The organism is Albidovulum sediminicola, from assembly GCF_025751575.1.
Taxonomy (GTDB): Bacteria; Pseudomonadota; Alphaproteobacteria; order Rhodobacterales; family Rhodobacteraceae; genus Albidovulum; species Albidovulum sediminicola.
The window spans coordinates 223,536-243,294 of sequence record NZ_JAOWLA010000001.1 but is presented as its reverse complement, the minus strand read 5'-3'; the positions used below and the strand labels follow the sequence as shown (position 1 = coordinate 243,294).

General features: G+C 65.3%; 23 protein-coding genes. 16 read left to right on the top strand and 7 right to left on the bottom strand.

The genetic code is table 11. The features are described from left to right. Positions 1-99: 99 nt before the first annotated feature. From cysQ to OE647_RS01195, 9 genes are all read left to right on the top strand, one after another. Positions 100-897, top strand: a complete 798-nt coding sequence (gene cysQ, locus OE647_RS01235; RefSeq protein WP_263719764.1) for a 3'(2'),5'-bisphosphate nucleotidase CysQ — start codon at positions 100-102, stop codon at positions 895-897. Beyond that, positions 894-1,694, top strand: coding sequence for a 3-deoxy-manno-octulosonate cytidylyltransferase (locus OE647_RS01230; RefSeq protein ID WP_263719763.1), 801 nt, complete (start codon positions 894-896; stop codon positions 1,692-1,694). Before cysQ ends, OE647_RS01230 begins: the two co-directional genes overlap by 4 nt. Beyond that, positions 1,691-2,935 (top strand): glycosyltransferase family 2 protein, encoded by a 1,245-nt coding sequence (locus OE647_RS01225; protein WP_263719762.1) that lies wholly within the window; start codon positions 1,691-1,693, stop codon positions 2,933-2,935. The genes OE647_RS01230 and OE647_RS01225 overlap by 4 nt, the downstream gene beginning before the upstream one ends. A 193-nt stretch (positions 2,936-3,128) precedes the next feature. Beyond that, positions 3,129-4,022 carry a UTP--glucose-1-phosphate uridylyltransferase GalU gene (gene galU, locus OE647_RS01220; protein WP_263719761.1) on the top strand — a complete coding sequence of 298 codons (894 nt, stop codon included), beginning with the start codon at positions 3,129-3,131 and terminating at the stop codon, positions 4,020-4,022. A gap of 3 nt (positions 4,023-4,025) precedes the next feature. Further along, positions 4,026-5,012, top strand: coding sequence for a UDP-glucose 4-epimerase GalE (galE, locus tag OE647_RS01215; protein ID WP_263719760.1), 987 nt, complete (start codon positions 4,026-4,028; stop codon positions 5,010-5,012). Continuing rightward, on the top strand, positions 5,002-6,231 hold the full coding sequence (locus OE647_RS01210) for a glycosyltransferase family 4 protein (protein WP_263719759.1): 1,230 nt from the start codon (positions 5,002-5,004) through the stop codon (positions 6,229-6,231). Before galE ends, OE647_RS01210 begins: the two co-directional genes overlap by 11 nt. Before the next feature lie 42 nt (positions 6,232-6,273). After that, the gene (locus OE647_RS01205; protein WP_263719941.1) at positions 6,274-7,284 is read left to right on the top strand and encodes a glycosyltransferase family 2 protein; all 1,011 of its coding nucleotides are present in this window, start codon (positions 6,274-6,276) and stop codon (positions 7,282-7,284) included. Positions 7,285-7,294: 10 nt separating this feature from the next. Then, on the top strand, positions 7,295-8,992 hold the full coding sequence (locus OE647_RS01200; RefSeq protein ID WP_263719758.1) for a beta-1,6-N-acetylglucosaminyltransferase: 1,698 nt from the start codon (positions 7,295-7,297) through the stop codon (positions 8,990-8,992). A gap of 5 nt (positions 8,993-8,997) precedes the next feature. Further along, complete coding sequence (locus OE647_RS01195; protein WP_263719757.1) at positions 8,998-10,407, top strand: sulfotransferase; 1,410 nt, start codon at positions 8,998-9,000, stop codon at positions 10,405-10,407. On the opposite strand, the gene OE647_RS01190 is transcribed toward OE647_RS01195, so the two are convergent. The 7 genes from OE647_RS01190 to OE647_RS01160 form a co-directional block, all read right to left on the bottom strand. After that, positions 10,395-10,859, bottom strand: a complete 465-nt coding sequence (locus OE647_RS01190; protein ID WP_263719756.1) for a PTS sugar transporter subunit IIA — start codon at positions 10,857-10,859, stop codon at positions 10,395-10,397. The genes OE647_RS01195 and OE647_RS01190 overlap by 13 nt on opposite strands. 34 nt (positions 10,860-10,893) lie before the next feature. Then, positions 10,894-11,463: a ribosome hibernation-promoting factor, HPF/YfiA family gene (hpf, locus tag OE647_RS01185; RefSeq protein ID WP_263719755.1), complete on the bottom strand. Its 570-nt coding sequence runs from the start codon at positions 11,461-11,463 to the stop codon at positions 10,894-10,896. Between the two features lie 299 nt (positions 11,464-11,762). Continuing rightward, positions 11,763-12,524, bottom strand: a complete 762-nt coding sequence (gene lptB, locus OE647_RS01180; protein WP_263719754.1) for an LPS export ABC transporter ATP-binding protein — start codon at positions 12,522-12,524, stop codon at positions 11,763-11,765. Then, a complete protein-coding gene (lptA, locus tag OE647_RS01175; protein WP_263719753.1) occupies positions 12,524-13,018 on the bottom strand; it encodes a lipopolysaccharide transport periplasmic protein LptA in 495 nt (164 codons plus the stop codon). Before lptA ends, lptB begins: the two co-directional genes overlap by 1 nt. 7 nt (positions 13,019-13,025) lie before the next feature. After that, positions 13,026-13,628: a hypothetical protein gene (locus OE647_RS01170; protein ID WP_263719752.1), complete on the bottom strand. Its 603-nt coding sequence runs from the start codon at positions 13,626-13,628 to the stop codon at positions 13,026-13,028. A 4-nt stretch (positions 13,629-13,632) separates the two neighbouring features. Further along, positions 13,633-14,601, bottom strand: coding sequence for a KpsF/GutQ family sugar-phosphate isomerase (locus tag OE647_RS01165; protein ID WP_263719751.1), 969 nt, complete (start codon positions 14,599-14,601; stop codon positions 13,633-13,635). A 1-nt stretch (position 14,602) separates the two neighbouring features. After that, entirely contained in the window at positions 14,603-15,217 is a 615-nt protein-coding gene (locus tag OE647_RS01160) for a ribonuclease D (protein ID WP_263719750.1), read from the bottom strand. 405 nt (positions 15,218-15,622) lie between these two features. On the opposite strand from OE647_RS01160, the gene OE647_RS01155 reads away from it, so the two are divergent. The 7 genes from OE647_RS01155 to OE647_RS01125 all read left to right on the top strand — a co-directional run bounded on the left by OE647_RS01155 (position 15,623) and on the right by OE647_RS01125 (position 19,744). After that, positions 15,623-16,471, top strand: coding sequence for a serine protease (locus tag OE647_RS01155; RefSeq protein ID WP_263719749.1), 849 nt, complete (start codon positions 15,623-15,625; stop codon positions 16,469-16,471). A gap of 275 nt (positions 16,472-16,746) precedes the next feature. Beyond that, positions 16,747-17,316: a recombinase family protein gene (locus tag OE647_RS01150; protein ID WP_263719748.1), complete on the top strand. Its 570-nt coding sequence runs from the start codon at positions 16,747-16,749 to the stop codon at positions 17,314-17,316. 306 nt (positions 17,317-17,622) lie between these two features. Then, positions 17,623-17,970 (top strand): hypothetical protein, encoded by a 348-nt coding sequence (locus OE647_RS01145; RefSeq protein ID WP_263719747.1) that lies wholly within the window; start codon positions 17,623-17,625, stop codon positions 17,968-17,970. Further along, positions 17,967-18,140: a hypothetical protein gene (locus OE647_RS01140; RefSeq protein WP_263719746.1), complete on the top strand. Its 174-nt coding sequence runs from the start codon at positions 17,967-17,969 to the stop codon at positions 18,138-18,140. The genes OE647_RS01145 and OE647_RS01140 overlap by 4 nt, the downstream gene beginning before the upstream one ends. 88 nt (positions 18,141-18,228) lie before the next feature. Continuing rightward, positions 18,229-19,146: a hypothetical protein gene (locus OE647_RS01135; protein WP_263719745.1), complete on the top strand. Its 918-nt coding sequence runs from the start codon at positions 18,229-18,231 to the stop codon at positions 19,144-19,146. 77 nt (positions 19,147-19,223) lie between these two features. Continuing rightward, positions 19,224-19,433 (top strand): hypothetical protein, encoded by a 210-nt coding sequence (locus OE647_RS01130; RefSeq protein ID WP_263719744.1) that lies wholly within the window; start codon positions 19,224-19,226, stop codon positions 19,431-19,433. Next, entirely contained in the window at positions 19,430-19,744 is a 315-nt protein-coding gene (locus OE647_RS01125; protein ID WP_263719743.1) for a hypothetical protein, read from the top strand. Before OE647_RS01130 ends, OE647_RS01125 begins: the two co-directional genes overlap by 4 nt. Positions 19,745-19,759: the final 15 nt, after the last annotated feature.

Genomic DNA, 19,759 nt, shown 5'->3' with positions numbered 1-19,759 from the left:
TGCGGGTTTTTCGTAACAGGCAAAACTTGCCGTTCCCTTAGCCTGCGAGCATAAGAGGAGCGGCCCGCGCGATCAACGACCCAGCGGAAAGGGAACACCTTGGACTTTGAAAGACTGACCCAAGTGATGCGCCGCCTTGCGCTTGAAGCCGGCGACCGGATCATGGAGATCTATAACGCGCCGGATTTCGAGGTCCGCGCGAAATCCGATGACAGCCCGGTGACCGCCGCCGACGAGGCCGCCGACGCGTTGATCGCGGAGGGGCTGGCAGAGGCCTTTCCGGCCCTTCCCCTCGTGACCGAGGAACAGTCCGACACCCACGGCCAGGCGGTCAGCACCTTCCTGATCGTCGATCCGCTGGACGGCACCAAGGAATTCATCAAGCGCCGCGGCGATTTCACCGTCAACATCGCCTATGTGCAGGACGGCGTTCCCCTGCGCGGCGTGGTTTATGCGCCCGCCAAGGGACGGCTTTTCTACACGCTCGGCGATGGCCGCGCGGTCGAGGAAAAGGGGCCCTTCGCCAAGGATCAGCCCGGCGAACAGGTCCCGATCACCGTCTCGGTCCCCGACAACCGCGCGCTGATGGTCGTGGCCTCGAAGTCGCACCGCGACCAGGCCACCGACGATCATATCGCCCGCTACGCGGTGCGCGACATGACCAGCGCGGGGTCCTCGCTGAAGTTCTGCCTGGTCGCGACGGGCGAGGCCGACCTCTATCCGCGGCTCGGCCGCACGATGGAATGGGACACCGCGGCGGGCGACGCGGTCCTGCGCGGCGCGGGCGGCTGCATGGTCCGCTTCGACGATCACGGTCCCTTCACCTACGGCAAGCCCGGCTTCGAGAACCCCTTCTTCATCGCCTATGCCCCCGGCGTGCTTCTGGTGAGCCCATGAGTGTCCTGATCGCGATCCCCGCCCGCTACGCCTCGTCCCGCTACCCGGGCAAGCCGCTGGTTCCCCTGCGCGGGGCCGACGGGGTGTCGCGCACGCTGGTGCAGCGCAGCTGGGAAGCCGCGATGGCCGTCAAGGGCGCCGACCGGGTCGTGGTCGCGACCGATGACGACCGCATCCGGGACGAGGCCCTGGGCTTCGGCGCCGAGGTCGTCATGACCTCTTCCGACTGCCGCAACGGCACCGAACGCTGTGCCGAGGCGCACGCGGTTCTGGGCGGCGGCTTCGACATCGTCGTGAACCTTCAGGGCGACGCGCCGCTGACGCCCCACTGGTTCGTCGAGGATCTGGTGGCGGGCCTTCGCGCCGATCCGGCGTCCGAGGTCGCAACCCCGGTGCTGCGCTGCGACGGGCGCGCGCTCAACGGCTTCCTCGACGACCGCCGTGCCGGCCGCGTCGGCGGCACCACCGCCGTCTTCGGCCATGACCGCCAGGCGCTCTACTTCTCCAAGGAAGTGATCCCCTACACCACCCGGCGCTACGGCGACGAGGAACCGACACCGGTCTTCCATCATGTGGGTGTCTACGCATATCGCCCGGCGGCGCTGTCTGCCTATCCGGGATGGGAGCCGGGAGCGCTCGAAACCCTTGAAGGACTGGAACAGCTGCGCTTCCTGGAACGCGGCCGCCGCATCCTTTGCGTCGAGGTCGAGGCCAAGGGCCGCCAGTTCTGGGAATTGAACAATCCCGAGGACGTGCCGCGGATCGAGGCGATGATGGCCGAGATGGGAATGGCATGACCGGAGATCCGCTGGTCGGCCCGCCGCCGGCCAGCGTCATCCCCGCCAGCATCATCCCTGTCAGCATAATTGTCGTGTCCCGCCACCGCCCGACCGAGCTTTCGTTTTGTCTGGCGGCGATCCGGAAGCAGGATCACCCGAACTTCGAACTGGTCGTGGTGGCCGATCCGGCCACGGCGGCCGGGATTGCCGTGCCGGGGGCCAAGGTCGTGCCCTTCGACGAGGCCAACATCTCCGCCGCGCGCAACGCGGGCCTCGCCCAGGCGGCAGGAGAGATCGTTGCCTTCATCGACGACGACGCGGTGGCCGAGCCGCGCTGGCTCAGCCGCCTGACCGCCCCCTTCGAGGATCCCGAGGTCGCCGCGACCGGCGGCTTTGTCATCGGGCGCAACGGCATCTCGTTCCAGTGGAAGGCATCGGCCGCCGACCGCCAGGGCCGCTCGACGCCGCTGGAGGTCGATCCCGCCGCGGTCACGGTCCTTGCCGGCTCACCCGGCCGCGCGATCCGGACCGAAGGCACCAACTGCGCCTTCCGCCGTGCCATCCTGGCCGAACGGGGCGGGTTTGATCCGGCCTACCGCTTCTACCTCGATGAAACCGACCTCAACATGCGCCTGGCGGAGCGGGGGCTGAAGACCGCCATCGTGCCGCGCGCCCGCGTCCACCACGGTTTCGCGGCCAGCGCCCGTCGCAGGGCCGACCGCACGCCGACCGACCTGACCGAGATCGGTGCAAGCCAGGCGGTGTTCCTGCGCCGGCACGCGCCGATGGAGGAACAGGCCGCCGCGCTCGATCGCCTGCGGGCCGAGCAGGCGGCGCGGGCGGAGAAGCTGCGGCGGCGCGGAAGGATCGATGCGGCGGCGAAGGCGCATCTTCTTGCCTCTCTCGACCGGGGGATCGAGGCGGGTCTGGAACGACCTCTTTCGGCGCTTGCCCCAGTGCGCGCTGCACCGCCCGCCTTTCGGCGCCTCGCGGGCGGCAGCGGTGCGGTTCGCCATCTTTGCGGATGGTCCTGGCAGGCGCGGCGTCTTCGGGCCGCCGCGCCCGATGCTGAAGGCGCGGGAACGACGTTGCTGATTCTCTTCAGCCCCACCACGCTCTTTCACCGGCTCCGCTTCACCGGCACACATTGGGAACAGCGGGGCGGGCTTTTCGGAAGATCAGACCGCGCGGACCCGCTCTTCCGCTTCTGGACACGCAAGGGCAGATGCGCGCGCGAAGCCAGCAGGCTAGACTTCTAGATGCCGGGCGCGCTATGCAGCTTATAGGGCCGCATTGTTGCTGTGATGGCGGGCAATCATTAGGTTTTGACCTGAATAAAGACGCAATTGAACTCAATTTTCGGCGACGGGTTGCCCGAGGCGGGGCAGTGGCATTTACTTGAGGCGGGTAAGTTCGCACGAGCGCAGAGTCGCCGGAGTTGCGAGGGGGATCATGAAGCGCAAGGTAACCAAGGCCATTTTTCCCGTCGCGGGGCTGGGCACGCGCTTCCTGCCCGCCACCAAATCCATCCCGAAAGAGATCATGACGCTCGTCGACCGGCCGTTGATCCAATACGCCATCGACGAGGCGCGCGCCGCCGGGATCAAGGAGTTCATCTTCGTCACCTCGCGCGGCAAAAGCGCGCTTGAGGACTATTTCGATCACGCCAACGAGCTTGAGGCGCATTTGCGCCGGAGCGGGCGGGACGAACTTCTGGCGATCCTGAAATCCACCAACATGGAATCGGGCGCCATCGCCTATATCCGCCAGCACAAGGCCCTTGGGCTTGGCCACGCGGTCTGGTGCGCGCGGCGGCTGGTGGGCAACGAACCCTTCGCCGTCCTTCTGCCCGACGACGTGATCGCCGCAGACAAGCCCTGCCTTCAGCAGATGGTCGAGGTTCACGCGGAAACCGGCGGCAATATCGTCGCGGCGATGGAGGTTCCGCATTCCAAGACCTCGTCCTACGGCATCCTCGATGTGAAGGAGGACCTGGGGGCGCTGGTCTCGGTCCGGGGGATGGTCGAAAAGCCCGCGATGGACAGCGCGCCCTCCAACCTCGCGGTCATCGGGCGCTACATCCTGACGCCCGCGATCCTGCGCAATCTGGACCGGATCAAAGCCGGCTCGGGCGGGGAGATCCAGCTGACCGACGCCATCGCCGAGGAAATCGCGCGCTCCGACAATGTCTTTGGCTTCCGCTTCCGCGGCCAGCGCTTCGACTGCGGCTCCAAGGCGGGCTTCCTGCAGGCGACGGTGGCCTTCGCGCTGGCCCGCCCGGACCTGCGCGACGAGTTGACGGAGTTCCTGAACGAACTGACCGCGATGCGCCGCGCCGCCGAATAGACGATGCCCCGCCACGTCCTTGTCACCGGAGGGGCCGGCTATATCGGCTCCCACGCCTGCAAGGCGCTCTCGCGCGCGGGCTTTGTTCCGGTGACCTTCGACAACCTCTCGACCGGATGGCGCGAGGCGGTACGCTTCGGCCCGCTGGAGGTCGGCGACCTTGGCGATCCAGCACGTCTTGCGCAGGTGTTCGACCGCTGGCGGCCGGTCGCCGTCATGCATTTCGCAGCCCTGAGCCTGGTCGGCGATTCCATGCGCGATCCGGCGGGATACTGGCGCGCGAACGTGCTGGGGGCATTGAACCTGGCCGAAGCGGCCGTAAACGCCGGCTGCCTCGATTTCGTTCTGTCCTCCACCTGCGCGACCTACGGCGACCAGGACGGCGTCGTCCTGACCGAGGAGACGCCCCAGGCGCCGATCAACGCCTATGGCGGCTCCAAGCGCGCGATCGAGGACATCCTGCGCGACTTCGGCGCCTCCCATGGTCTGCGATCCGTGATCTTTCGCTATTTCAACGTGGCTGGCGCCGATCCGGAGGGCGAGGTGGGCGAGTGCCACCGGCCCGAAACGCATCTGATCCCGTTGCTTCTGGACGCGATCGCCGGGCTGCGCCCCGCGCTGACGGTCTACGGCTCCGACTATGCCACGCCCGACGGCACCTGCATCCGCGACTACGTGCATGTCGCAGACCTGGTCGAGGCCCATGTGCTCGGCCTCAACTGGCTGCTGGAGGGGCGGGGCAGCCGCGTCTTCTGCCTGGGCACCGGGCGCGGATTTTCCGTGCGCGAGGTGATCGAGGCGGCGCGCGCCGTGACGAACCGGTCGGTGCCGGTGGTGGAGGGCGACCGGCGGCCCGGCGACGCCACCCGGCTTGTCTGCGGCAGCGCCCGCGCCGTTGAGGAACTGGGATGGCGGCCCGGCCGCTCGACCCTGCGGGCGATGATCGCCGACGCCTGGCGATGGCATCAGACGGGCGGATATGAGCGCTGAGCCGAAAGCCCGCCTGCTTGATGTGACGCGCCTGGTGTCGCGGATCGGGCGCGGGCCGCTGACCGGGGTGGATCGGGTCGAGCGCGCCTATCTTCAGGCCCTTCTGGCGCGCCACACGCCGCTTTTCCTGCTGCTTCAGACACCTTACGGGTACATCGTCCTGCCGCGCGCGGCGGGCCCGCTGATCCTGGGCTGGATTGCCGCGCCAGAAAGCGTGCCGCGACCGGCCCTGCCTTTCGGCCTGGGGCGGCGGCTGTCGCTGCGGCGGGCGGTGCGCATCGCGCTTCGGGCGCACCGCGCGGCCTCTTGCCTGCCGGTGCGGTTGCGCGCGACGATCCGCGCGCTGATGCCCCAGGGCGGGGTCTATCTGAACGTCGGGCTTTCGAACCTGTCGGGGCGGACGCTCTCGCAGCTTCAGGCGGTTCCGGGGTTGCGGGTGGCGGTGATGATCCACGACACGATCCCGCTCGATCACCCGGAGTTCTGCCGGCCCGAGGCCGTTGCCTCTTTCCGCGCGACGATGGCGGCCGTCAGTCGCCACGCCGATATCGTGCTTTGCCCCTCCCGCTGCGCGGGCGACGACATCGCACGCCACGCGGCCAGCTTCGGCGGCGCGCCCAGGATCCTGCCCGCGCATCTGGGCATCGATCCGGCGGAGCCCGACCTGGACCAGGTGCCAAAGACGATCGATCTGACGCGGCCCTACTTCCTTGCCCTTGGCACGATCGAGCCGCGCAAGAACCACGCGCTGCTCCTGGACGCCTGGGCAGAAATGGCCAAGCGCATCCCGGCGTCCCTCATGCCGCAACTGCTGATCATCGGCCACCGCGGCTGGCGCAACGAGGAGATCTTTGCCCGTCTCGACGCGTTGAAGGATGCCGGCGGCCCGGTCGTGGAGCTTTCGGGGCTGGGCGACGCGGCTGTGGCTGCGCTGATGATGGGTGCGCGCGCGCTGCTGATGCCAAGCTTCGCCGAAGGCTTCGGCCTGCCGGTCCTGGAGGCCGCGCGGATGGGAACACCCGTGATGTGCAGCAAACTTCCAGTTTTCCGAGAAGTGCTTGGCGACTATGCCGTTTACGCGGATGCGGGCGATATGTATTCTTGGCTCCCAAGAATAATTGACCACGCAGGGAGGGTACGGGCAGCAGGCCCCGGCCGCATTCTTGAGGCAGATGTCGGCTGGGCGGAGCATTTCAGGACGGTATTAACCGTGGTCTGATCTATTTCCGGCCCGACACAGGGTCTGATCCCATTGGTTTTCATGCGCGCGCTGGAAAGATACAGACTTCGTCTACGGCGCAAGCGCTTTCTCTGGCGCGCGGTGCGCAAGCGGCGAGAGCTTTCGGTGATCGCGGACCGCACAGCGGGGCTGCGGCCCGACGCGATCCTGCTTTTTGCGACGCTGCGGAACGAGCGGGTCCGGCTTCCCTACTTCCTGAGTTATTATCGCAAACTCGGCGTCGACCACTTCATCTTCGTCGACAACGGCTCCTCGGACGGATCGGGGGATTACCTGGCCGCAGCGCCCGATGTCTCCGTCTGGCGCACCGAAGACAGCTACCGGAAATCGCGCTATGGGCAGGACTGGCTGACCGGGCTCATGCGCCGGCATGCCGCGAACCGCTGGGCGCTGACGGTCGATCTGGACGAATTCTTCGTCTATCCGTTCTGCGACACCCGCCCGCTCAGGGCGCTGACCGACTGGCTTGACGGGCTCGACGCGCAGGCCTTCCCGGCGATGGTGCTGGATATGTATCCGCGCGGCCGGATCGACGCGGAAACCTACCGCGAAGGCCAGGACCCGTTCGAGACCCTGCAATGGTTCGACGCGGGAAACTACACGATCTCGGTCAACGCGACCTACGGCAACCTCTGGATTCAGGGGGGCCCCCGCGCGCGCTGCATGTTCGCCGACAAGCCCGAGGAGGCGCCGTCGCTGAACAAGATCCCGCTGGTCAAGTGGCGTCGGGGCTACTGCTACGTGAACTCGACCCACATGCTCTTGCCGCGGCGCCTGAACCTGCTTTACGACCGCGAGGGGGGGGAGATGCCCTCGGGCTGCCTGATGCACGCGAAGTTCCTTTCGGTCCTCGGCGAAAAGGTGTCCGAGGAGTTGGACCGAAAGCAACATTTCGCGGAGGGCCGCGAATACCTGCGCTACGCCGAAACGCTGACCGAGGATCACGACCTCTGGTGCAAATGGTCCGAAAGATACGTCAACTGGCGGCAGCTGGAGATCCTGGGATTGATGTCGAAAGGCTCTTGGGCCTGAGGGTGAATTGATGAGTGTTGGTTTCGTCATGCTGTGCCACACCGCGCTTGGGCGCGCAGCCCAGGTCGCGCGGCACTGGGCCGCCAGCGGCGCGCCCGTGGTGATCCATGTCGATGCCCGCGCGCCCCGGACCGATATCGAGGCCATGCGGGCAAGCTGCGCGGACCAGCCCAACATCAGCTTCGCGCCGCGCTTCCGCTGCGAATGGGGAACCTTCGGCCTGGTTCGGGCCACGCAAGCGGCAACGGCACAGATGCTGGCCCGCCATCCCGACGTTCAGCATGTCTTCCTGGCCTCGGGGTCTTGCCTGCCGCTCAGACCGCTGGAGGAGCTGCGGGACTACCTGGCCCGGCACCCGCAAACAGACTTCATCGAAAGCGTTACGACCGCGGATGTCGGCTGGACCAAGGGCGGGCTTGATGCGGAACGCTTCACGCTGCGCTTTCCCTTTTCCTGGCGCCGGCAGCGGCGGCTCTTCGACGCCTATACGCGGCTTCAGCGCCGGATCGGCGTGCGGCGGCGCATCCCGCTGGGGCTGGTTCCACACCTGGGCTCGCAATGGTGGTGCCTGACGCGCGCCACGCTGACCCGGATCCTGGAGGACCCGAACCGGGCGATCTACGACCGCTACTTCCGCCGCGTCTGGATCCCGGACGAAAGCTACTTCCAGACGCTGGCGCGGCTCCATTCCACCCGGATCGAAAGCCGGCCGCTCACGCTTTCGAAATTCGACCACGCCGGCAAGCCGCATGTGTTCTACGACGACCACCTGCAATTACTGCGCCGGTCGGACTGCTTCGTCGCGCGCAAGATCTGGCCGGGCGCGACCCAGCTCTATGATGCTTTCCTCAGCCCCCTCGGCCAGGCCACCCGCGCGGTGGAGCCGAACCCGGGCAAGATCGACCAGCTTTTCACCAAGGCGGCGGAGCGGCGCGCGCGGGGCCGCCCCGGTCTTTACATGCAAAGCCGCCTTCCCCGCGCGGGTGCGGAAAACGGACGCACGGCCGGTCCCTATTCGGTGTTCCACGGCTTCTCGACGCTGTTCGAGGATTTCGACAGCTGGCTCGCCAAGATGCTGGGTTTGCGGGTCCATGGCCATCTTTTCGCGCCCGAGCGGGCCGAATTCGCAGGCGGTGACGGCATCTTCGACGGCGCGCTGAGTGACAGCGCGGCGCTGCGCGACTTCAACCCCCGCTCGTTCCTCACCAACCTTCTCTGGAACAGCCGGGGCGAGCGTCAATGCTTCCTGACCGGGCCCCGCGATAGTCTGGGCTGCACGGGTTTCATGGCGCAGGACGCCAATGCTCAGATCTCGGTCGTGACGGGCACCTGGGCAATTCCCCTGTCGCGCGCGACCGGCGACTTCAGCGCGATCCGCGCCGAAGCCGCCCGGTGCCAGAAGGCCGAAACCGAGATGCTCGGGCATCTGCAGTCGGGCGGGGTCAAGGCTTCGGTCAGGGTCTGGCCGCTGGCAGGTTTCATCGAAAACCCGATGGAGGCGATTCAGGCCATCTTCGACGAGATCAACCCCCGCGCGCCGCATCGCCTGGCAGAGGTTCCGCGGATGGTCGATCTTGGCGGGGTGTCGGCGTTCCTGCAGCAGCTGCGCAACCAGGGGATGTTGCCCACGCTGGTGGGCGATTACGCGGCGATCGACGCGATGCTGGCCGCACCGCATGAGCACATGCGCCCCTATCTGGTGCGCTGATCGGCATGACGGGTACTCGTTTCGACACATTCGTGATCCTCGCCGCGATGCGGACCGGGTCCAACCTGCTGGAGGAAAGCCTGAGCGCGGTCCCCGGCCTTGCGGGCCACGGGGAGGCCTTCAACCCCCGTTTCGTCGGCGGCCCGCGCAAGGAAACGCTGCTCGGCATGTCCTTGCAGGAGCGCGAGGCCGATCCCGGCGCCATGCTGGACCGGATGGCCGCGGCCGAAGGGGTGAACGGCTTCCGATACTTCGCCGATCACGATCCCCGCATCTTCGACCGTTTCATGCAGGACCCGCGCTGCGCCAAGATCGTGCTGACGCGCAATCCGCTGGAGAGCTTCGTCAGCCTCAAGATCGCGCGGCAGACCGGGCAGTGGAAACTGGGCCGCGCGCGGGATCGCAAGGAAGGGCAGATCACCTTCGACGCGGCGGAGTTCGAGGCCCATCTCGACGGCCTGGAAGACTTCCAGCGGCGGATCGCCCGCTTGCTGCAGTCCACCGGACAGGCCGCCTTCCATCTGGGCTACGAGGATGTCCGCGACGCCGAGGTGCTGACCGGGCTTGTGCGCTATCTGGGGGTGCCCGCCGGGACGGTCCGTCCCTCAGCCAAGCTGGTCAAGCAGAACCCCGCCGACCTGACGGAACTGGTCGCCAACCCCGACGCGATGGAGGCCGCGCTTGCGCGCCTCGACCGCTTCAACCTGGCGCGTAGCCCGAATCTGGAGCCGCGCCGGGGGCCCGGGGTGCCGGGGTTTCTCGCCGCGCGCGGCCTGCCGATTCTGTTCATGCCGGTGCGCGGCGGTCCGACCGACCGGATCGCCGCTTGGCTGGCGCAGGCCGGCGGCGGAGTCGAGCGCGACTTCACCCAGAAGACGCTGCGCGACTGGATGCGCGCCCACCCCGGGCACCGCAGCTTCACCGTGCTCAGCCATCCGGTGGTGCGCGCGCATCGGGCCTTTGCCGAGATCATGCAGAACGCCGACGCGGCAGAGTTTCGCGACTATCTGAAGCGGGCGCATGGGCTGGCCATTCCCCAGCCCGACGCCAGCGGCGCGCTCGCGCCGGACGCGCAGCGCCGGGCTTTCCTGGGGTTTCTCGCCTTCTTCCGCGCCTCGTTGAACGGCCAGGCCTCGCTTCGGCCCGATCCGGCCTGGGCGAGCCAGTCGGCGCTGGTGGCAGGCCTTTCCCAGTTCGCGCCCCCTGACATGATCCTGCGCGAGGAGACGATGGCCGAGGGCCTGGGCCCCTTGTGCGACACGTTCGGCCTGTCGATCGACAACCTGCCAGCCGCAGAGCCGCAGCCTGCGCTTTCGGAAATCTACGATGCAGTGATCGAAAAAGCGGCGCGCGCGGCCTATCCGCGCGACTACCTGGTGTTCGGGTTCGGTCCCTGGCGGGATCAGGCCGCCTGACTCGGCTGCGCCTCCGTCAGGACGGCGTGCAGCGCGGCGGTGTCGGAGTTCGCCCTGAGCTTCGCACAGGTCGCGGCCTCACGCATGGTGCGCGAGACCAGCGCCAGCGCCTTCAGATGTTCCACGCCCGAATCCTTGGGCGCGAAGAGGGCAAAGACCAGATCGACCGGCTGCCGGTCGACCGATTCGAAATCCATGGGCTTTTCAAGGCGCATGAAGACGCCCACGACACGCTCAAGCCCGTCGATGCGCGCGTGGGGCAGCGCCACGCCATGACCGACGCCGGTCGGGCCAAGGCTTTCACGCTCCTGCAGCGCATCGACGGTTTCATGGGCGCTCAGCCCATAGACCACATGCGCGATGTCGGCCAGGTCCTGAAACAGGCGCTTCTTGCTGGTAACCTGGCCGAACACCTTGACCGCCGCGGGCTTCAATAGGTTGGAAAGTTCCATCCGTCTCCATGTCCTTCGCGGCGGCGCGCCGGGCTCAGCTTGCGGTGACCGGGTCGATCCAGCCCACGTTCCCATCGTCGCGACGATGAACGACGTTCACGCCACCATGTTTTTCGTTGCGGAACACGAGAACCGGCGCTCCCGCCAACTCCATCTGCATGACCGCCTCGCCGACGGAAAGCGAAGGAATCTTCGTCTCCATCTCGGCGATGATCATGGGCTGGAGCGTATCGGGTTCCGCGCCCTCGTCTTCGTCACTCGCGGCGAGCACATACATGGGCGCCTCGGCGAATTCAACGGGTCCGACGCGATGGTGGTCGCGCAGCCGGCGTTTGTAGCGGCGAAGCTGCTTGTCCATCTTCTCGATACAGTTGTCGAGTGCGGCATAGATCTCATTGGCCGAAGCGCGCGCAGAGGCCGTCATCCCGGTCGACAGATGCACTGTCGCTTCACAGACATACTCATGCGCGTTGCGCGAAAAGACGATGACAGCATCGGTCGGACGCTGCGAGTATTTCTCGATCGTCTGGGTCAGTTCGGTTTTGACATGCGATTGCAGCGCGTCTCCGATGTCGATCTGTTTTCCGCTGATCTGGTAACGCATGGATCCTCCTTGGGACTTATTGATCCTCGGCTCGCGGACAGGCGCCGCTGACAAGGACTCGGGTGAATTCGGGGGGGAATGCGATGCGCACGGGCGACGTTCGATCCGCGCGGTAGATTGTCTGACATCGACGCTCTTTGGATGAGGTTATGCACATGCATTTGTCATATTTGGCGTCAGCTTGACCTAGGATGTCAACGGCCTCTTTCGGAGAGTTGGGTACAATTCTGGCGTCCTGCAAGGGCAAGGGACGCGACGCCGACGATTCGCCGCAGCCCTGGCGCGGTTGCCACGCGGGGTCAGGAGATCCGGAAGCTCTGGCCCAGATAGACGCGGCGCACGTTTTCGTCGCGCACAACTTCTTGGGCGGTCCCGCTCATCAGGACCGCGCCATCGTGCAGGACATAGGCCCGGTCCACGATCTCCAGCGTGTCGCGCACGTTGTGGTCGGTGATCAGCACCCCGATGCCCCGATCCTTCAGGTCATGGACCAGCGTCCGGATATCGCCGACCGAGATCGGATCGACACCCGCGAATGGTTCATCGAGCAGCAGGTACTTCGGATCGGCGGCCAGGCAACGCGCGATCTCGACCCGGCGGCGTTCGCCCCCCGAAAGCGACAGGGCCGAGGCCCGGCGCAGGTGGGTGATCGAGAACTCCGACAACAGTTCCTCAAGCCGCTCGCGCCGCTTGTGGGGGTCCTTTTCGGCGATTTCGAGCACGGCGAGGATGTTGTCCTCGACCGACAGGCCGCGGAAGATCGACACTTCCTGCGGCAGGTATCCGATCCCCATCCGCGCGCGGCGGTACATCGGCAGGCCCGTCACGTCGCGCCCGTCGATCAGGATCTGACCGCTGTCGGGGGTGATCAGGCCGGCGATGTTGTAAAAGCAGGTGGTCTTGCCACAGCCATTGGGCCCCAGAAGTGCGACGACCTCGCCGCGGTTCAGCATTACGGATACGTCGCGGATCACTGGGCGGCGGCGGTAGCTCTTGCGCAGGTGCAGAACGCGCAGCCCGGCGCTGCCTTCGGCCACCGTCAGTTCGGGTCGCGCCGCCATCAGTTGCCCCCGGGTTGCAGCACGGTCTTGACCCGGCCGCCCATCTGCCCGGTCCCCGCCGCAAGGTTCAGCGCCAGCGTCTCGCCCGAGATCACCGTTGCCCCCTGGGTCAGCAGCACCGACCCCGCCATCAGGATTTCGCCGCTATCGACAGTGTATTCGGCGCGGTCCGATTTCGCCGCGTCGGGGCCGCTTGTCAGCACCACATTGCCGGTGGCAATCAGCCGCTCGATCCGGTTCTGGCCCCCGGCGGCATATTCCACCCGGATCTCGTCGGCGCCGAGGTGCATTTCGCCCTGGGTCACGACGACATTCCCGCTGAAGACGGCCGTTCCGTCGGTCTGGTTGACCGCAAGCCGGTCCGCCGTCACCTCGACGGGAAGGTCCGTGTCGGCCCGGATGCCGCCGAAGGCGATCTCGGCACCCTGCGCCACCGCGACGCCGGTGGGCGCGAGGGTCAGGCAAAGGGCTGTGATGAATGCGCGAACGGACATCGGAACCTCAATTTTCCGGGTTGTATACCAGTTTGACCCCTTGGTTGAAAACCAGAACGTAGCCATCCGGCGTTTCCGTCGCGGAGGTCAGCGCCATGGCGCCGGCGTCCAGGACGCCGAACGGGGCCGTGGCGTGAATCGCGCCGTCCGAGACGACCTCGGTGCGCACGGTCGAGGCCTTGAGACCCTGGGTTTCGATTCGATAGCCGGTGGAGGTTTCCAGCAACACATCCCCCGCCAGGGTGAAGACACCGGCGCCCGGATCCATGCGGCCCTGCGCCGCGCGCATGCCAAGCGTCAGCCCTGCATCGGTGACAAGTTCCGCCGTGATGTCCTCGGCCTGACCACCGCCCCGGGCGAGCGGTCGCGCCGCGCCCGCGCGCACCAGGAACTCGGTCCCGTCATCGGTCAGACCGGAATATTCCGGCGCCGTCAGGCGCTGTTCGCGGGCAAGCGCATCGACATCCACATCGGCATAGGGAATCGCGCCCTCGGTATCGGTACGCCGCGAAACCAGGAAGAGCGTCGAGAGGATCACCAGCGCCAGCAAGGGAAGGGCGATCTTCAGCCCGTAAACCAGACGCGAGCGGATGTCGCCGGACGCTGTCATCGGCTCACGCCACGCCCGCGCGCAGGCAGTCGTGGATGTTGAGGATGCCCTGCGCACGGCCGTCCCCTTCGGGGTCCAGCACGAAAAGGCAGGTGATCTTGCGGTCGCGCATTTCGGCCACGGCCTTTTCGGCCAGGGCGCCAGGGGGGACGGTCCGAGGGGCGCGGGTCATGACCTCGCCCGCAGTGTGGGTCAGAAGCCCCTCCATGTGACGGCGCAGGTCGCCGTCGGTAACGATGCCCACCAGACGACCCTCGGTGTCGGTGACGCCCGCCACGCCGAAGCCACGACCGCTCATCGTCACCAGCGCCTCGCTCATCGGCGTCGATTCGGTCACCAGCGGCATGGCATCGCCCGCGTGCATCAGATCGGCGACCTTCAGAAGCCGCGCGCCCAGCTTGCCGCCGGGGTGGAAGGTACGGAAATGTTCGGGCGTGAAGTGGCGGTGTTCCATCAGCGCCACGGCCAGCGCGTCACCCAGCGCCAGCGTCATGGTCGTCGAGGTCGTGGGCACGATACCGGTTCCACAGGCTTCCTCGGCCTTGGGCAGAAGGATCGCCACGTCGGCCTGGGTCAGCAGGGTGGAGCCCGCACGGCTGGCGACGCCGATCAGCGGGATCGCGAAGCGGCGGGTGTGGGCGATGATGTCGGCCAGCTCCGGCGTCTCACCCGAGTTCGACAGCACCAGCGCCACGTCGTCTTCGGTCACCATGCCCAGGTCACCATGGCTGGCTTCCGCCGGGTGGACGAACTGCGCCGGCGTTCCGGTCGAGGCGAGCGTCGCCGCGATCTTGCGCCCGATGTGACCCGACTTGCCCATCCCCGAGACGATGACCCGGCCCTTCGCGGCCAGAATCAGGTCGACCGCGGCGGCGAAGGTGCCGTTCAGCGCCGCGCCCAGCGCGGAGAGCCCGCGCGCCTCGATCTCGATCACGCGGCGGGCGGTTGCGATGAGTTTTTCCGGTTCGGTCATGTCAGTGCCTGAAGATATCGGCCTCGTCGCCCCAACCCATCAGGTCCAGTTCGGCGCGGGCGGGAAGGAAATCGAAGCAGGATTGCGCGATGGCGGTGCGCCCCTCGCGCGCGAGGCGCCTGTCGAGTTCGTCCTTGAGGCGGTGAAGATAAAGCACGTCGGAGGCGGCGTATTCCTGTTGCGCGTCGCTCAGGTTCGGGGCGCCCCAGTCCGAGGTCTGCTGCTGCTTGGAAATATCGACCCCCACCAGTTCCTGAAGCAGGTATTTCAGCCCGTGCCGGTCGGTGAAGGTGCGCACCATCTTCGAGGCGATCTTGGTGCAATAGACGGGCGCGGTGGTCACGCCGAAGGCGGCCTTCAGCGCGGCGATGTCGAAGCGGCCGAAGTGGAAAAGCTTGATCACATTGGGGTCTGCCAGAAGCCGGACGAGGTTTGGCGCCTCAGCCCGCTCGCGGGCGATCTGGACGAGGTGGGCGTCGCCATTCCCGGAAGAAAGCTGCACCAGGCAGAGCCGGTCCCGCCGGGGGTCCAGCCCCATGGTCTCGGTGTCGATCGCCACGACCGGGCCAAGGTCCAGCCCGTCGGGCAGATCGTTCTGATGCAGATGGATCGCCATGTTAACCCCTCATTGGCGAAGGGGTTTGGTGCCCAGAAGAAGCGACTGGGCTGCCATAAAACCTTGCCGACTCCAAGAATATCTGAGACAATTCAATTGGTTGCGAGACTTCTGTCATTCCGGATTTCCCGCCGTGTGTGCTTGATGCGATTGGCGTGTGCGCTGAGACTGCCGAACGTAGTTCGCATTAGCAAGACAGAAGATCAACCCGCCCCGGAAGCGCCTGAGGCGGGTGGTGACTTCACCAGTTGCGCTCGGGTTTGTTGAGCCACTCACCGCAAGAGTAGTTGACTGCAATCCAGTCATGGGCGGTGTAGAACCTCTATGTGGGCTGGCGCGACTAGAGCTTTCATGCCAGCCTGTGCACGTTTGAAATGGTTTTAGCGCGTTTCACGGCTTGGGCGGATGGATCAGATAGACGGCGAGACAGTAAGGGTTTCCTTTGAGAGTCGGGCAGTGTGCTATATCGAATGCATCCGAAAGGACGAAAACACTGGTGAGGTGGCGTATCGGTCGCGGGCATCTGGCTTCTATTGGGCGGACGTCGAACAGCTATACCTGATCACCAACCGGCATAACGTAACAGGACTGAATCCGATCACAGGCGACCCGATTGGCTCCTTCTGCCCCACCTTTCTCCGTGTTTGGTTTAATGAGCACACTGGCGAGAAAACGGGCGACTGTAGATACGTTAAGTTCGTTGGACGTGAGCTATCCCTGTTCGATAAAGATGAGCGTCCAACATGGTTCGAACACCCGTCTGATCCGAGTGTAGACGTCGTTGCAATCAGATTGGACGGTTATGACTGGCAGGAGCGCATTTCAGTTGTGAATGCCAAGAAGGCCATCCCTTACAGCCCAATGGCTGGAGAGGATTGCTTCATTGTGGGATACCCGGAGGGCCTTCTGGGGCCTGGGGGCACGCCCATTTGGAAGCGCGCATCAATCGCTACCGAACCTGAACTGGACTACGATGGTCGCCCTGTTTTCCTGGTAGATTCGCTAACCCGTCCAGGCCTGTCAGGTGCGCCAGTGTTCGCTCGGATCAACGGACTTTGGGGCCAAGAGGGCGCGCAAATTGAGATCGGAGTTGGTAGCCCTACTCCGTTTGGCTTTTGGACAAACTTTCTCGGCATCTACGCAGGGCGTGAGGGTGATGATAAAGTGGGCTTCCAATTGGCGCGTGTCTGGAAGAAAGCCGTGCTTGATGAGATAGTTTCCGCGAAGGCTATCGGAAAGAATCCGCACGACTGATCAATGCATTTTTCCGCAAAAATTTGAGGGGCTGGCCTCAACGGGCAAAGCAACCTCGTCCCCCCTCTGGGGATCCAATTTCTGCATTTCGCACGCCCGCTGAATTGACGATCCCGCACGATCTATTGGGGGCACCTACTGTCTCATAGGCCACGGTCTAGTGAGCCGTCTCACGGCAGCTATCGTATTGTCTCAAAAGAATGCCATTGACAGTTTGGGACAGATGGCCGTATCACATCTAAGACATTGTGAGACACATTCGGAGACGCACTTCCATGCTGATTGGCTACGCTAGAACCTCGACCCTCGACCAGAAGGCAGGGCTTGAAGCGCAGAGGCGCGACCTGACCGCCTCGGGCTGCGAGCGTGTGTTTGAGGAGCAAGTATCCTCCGTAGACGTGGTGAAGCGCGAGGCGCTGGCAGAGGCGCTCGCTTTCGCCCGGCAGGGGGACACCCTTGTCGTCACCAAGCTGGACCGCCTGGCCCGCTCCGTAGCGCATCTGGTAGAAATCCTGGGGCAGCTAGAGGCCAAGGGTGTGGCGCTGCGAATCCTGGGGATGGGCATTGATACCTCGACACCCACCGGCAAGCTGATGCTGACCATCCTCGGTGGCGTGGCGGAGTTTGAACGTGAGATCATGTTGGAACGTCAGCGCGAGGGCATCGCCAAGGCGAAGGCCGAAGGCAAATACAAGGGCAGGGCACCGACCGCGCGGGCGAAGGCCGATCAGGTCTTGAAGCTGCACGGCGAGGGCATCGGCGGGACCGAGATCGCAAAGCGCCTTGGGATTGGCAGGGCCAGCGTCTACCGCATCTTGGACGATGCTCAGAAGGCGGAGGTCTGAGGGATGGCTGAGACGGTTGTGGAAGTGCTGTTTTGGACCGTCAATGGCGTGATGGTGGCGGCTGCGCTGCTGTCCCTCTGGGCGCGAATGTGATATTTGTGCAACATGCGTCCCTCTATCTGTTTTTTGCCTTTGGTCACAAAGCCTGTGGACAACTGGCGTTGTCGGTCACAGCCGCGCAGATAACCCCTTGGGCAGACTAGTTCCGCACCAGATATTAGGTCCGGTGCATCGAAAAAATACGCGATTCCAAATCGTTGCGGAGCTTCCTACATTTGCCGCGAACGCAACCAAAAGGATCACGAAATGGCATTCGTAGCGAACCATGTGGGGCAACTGCGCGCCCAGCAAGAGCAGCTTGTGGAACGGATCGCACAAAATGAGCAGGAGCTCGCCGCGAATACCGCGCAGCTTGCGAGACTCGAAGATGAGATGCGGGCGATTGATCGGAATAAGGCCGTGCTTGACGGCTTGATTGGGCTGGCCGAGGCGCAAGAGGCATCTCGGAAGGCGGCGACAGGCGACGAAGCCCAGATGATGCGCAGCATGGCTGATGCCCTACGGGACGCCCGCACTCTCCTTGGCAGCGGGAACGGTCTGGACGAACTTATTGCGCAGTTTGACGCACTGGCAAAGAAGGCGGTGGCAGCATGACCACCAAGACGACCACCGCCCACATCGGCGCTATCCAGGACCTCACCGTCGCCACCGAATTTCTCATGACGGCCCTGCGCGAACTCTCGATAGGGGCAGCGCCTGGGGACCGTGAGGTGCGCCAGTGGGTCAACCTGGCGGTGGCGAAGCTGGAACCTCTGCGGCGCTGATGGCGGGGCTGGGGCATTACCCCTCAGCATTGGACGAATGAATTACCGCATCGTCCCCCATCACCATCAACATCAAAGGAACTCGAAAATGGCCGACGCCGCACACTTCAACATCACCACCGAACAGGAAGCCCAACAGGTTGTCCTCCTCGCCCAGGCAAGCCGCCCGAACGACCCGCTGCATGGCTGGCGTCCGAAGGCGGAGATCGCGTCCAAACAGGAAGTCGTCTGGCAGGGCGGGGAGATGACCAAGGCAACCTCTATGTTCAAGACCCAGGACGCCGTGACGCACTACGCCGTCGCGCCCACGCGCCCCGGTTATATCGCCGTCCCTGGCTTCGGAGAGACGACCGTCGAGGCCGCGAAGGCTGCCGGTCTGATCCCTGCCCACTGGAAGGAGGGCGATGCCAACCCTTTTGCTGATCCCGCCAAGGGCACCCAGGACAAGGGCACCGAGGCGGGCACCAAGGACGGCAAGGGCGGGGACCTCTCCGTCGCAGAGCATCAGGCCAAGGTCGCCGGGGGCATCCTCGACGCCGTGGACAAGGCGCACGGTTCTGCCGTCACCGACGCCATGATTGAGCGCGCGGTGGAGACGGGGGACCTGCCGCTGGACATGCTGCCCCAGGGCTTCTCCGAGGTGCAGATGAAGCAGGTTCACGCAGGTTATATCGCCCAGGCGAATGCTGCCCTAGCCACGGTCGGGGCCTCGGTCTCGCTCCTCGAAAGCATGATGACCGATGCGGAACTTCTGCAAGCCCGCCGCGCCACCCTGGCGAACTCGAAGGCGGAACTGGCGGCTCTCGGTCAGATGGCCGTTTCGCGCCTCGCTCAGTTGCCCAATACGGACCCCGAAGGTTTCTTGCAGATGGTCGCTGACATGCCCCCGGCAGAGCGCAAGTGCATGAGCTACGACAAGAGCCGTCAGTTGTGGGTCGTCAAAATCCCCGGCAAGCCGAGCATGAGTTACGGGGGTGCCGTCCACGCGGGCTTTATCCGCCTCTGAGGCAACCGCCACCACCTGCCCGATACGCCCTCCGAGACAACCTCGGGGGGCTTTTTCATTCCACACTAGGACATGACATGACCGCCACCACGATCACCCCGCCGTCGCCCGTCACCGCGACATGCGCCACCTGCGCCAAGACCTTCATCCCGCCCGCCATGGCCTCCGAGCGTGGAGGGAATGCCACCACCTGCCGGGCCTGTGCCGCCGACCGGATCGAAGCTCGCCGTCGCGCCGAAGCCGACGCCTACACCGCCGTCAACACCTCGGGGATTTCTCACGCATGACACCGCAAACTCTCACCTCAATCATGCTGGAAAGTGACGCCAGGATCGCCGCGAAGGCCGTTGCCGATCTGGTCGCCGCCAAGCTGGAACAGAACGCCGCAGAGGCCGCGCCCAGGGAACCGCGCCCGCACCCCTTCACCCGCGTCCGGTCCGCCATTGCGGACTACCAGGCGCGCGTCACCGAAGGCACCTGGCCTAGCCACGCCGACAAGGCTTCCGTGCGAGAGATCGCCAAGGCTGCGGAAGCCCCGGCTGACATTGTGCGGCACATTCTCCGCCACCCCGATTGCTCGATTGGAGGGACCAAATGAGCGCGACCTTTCAGC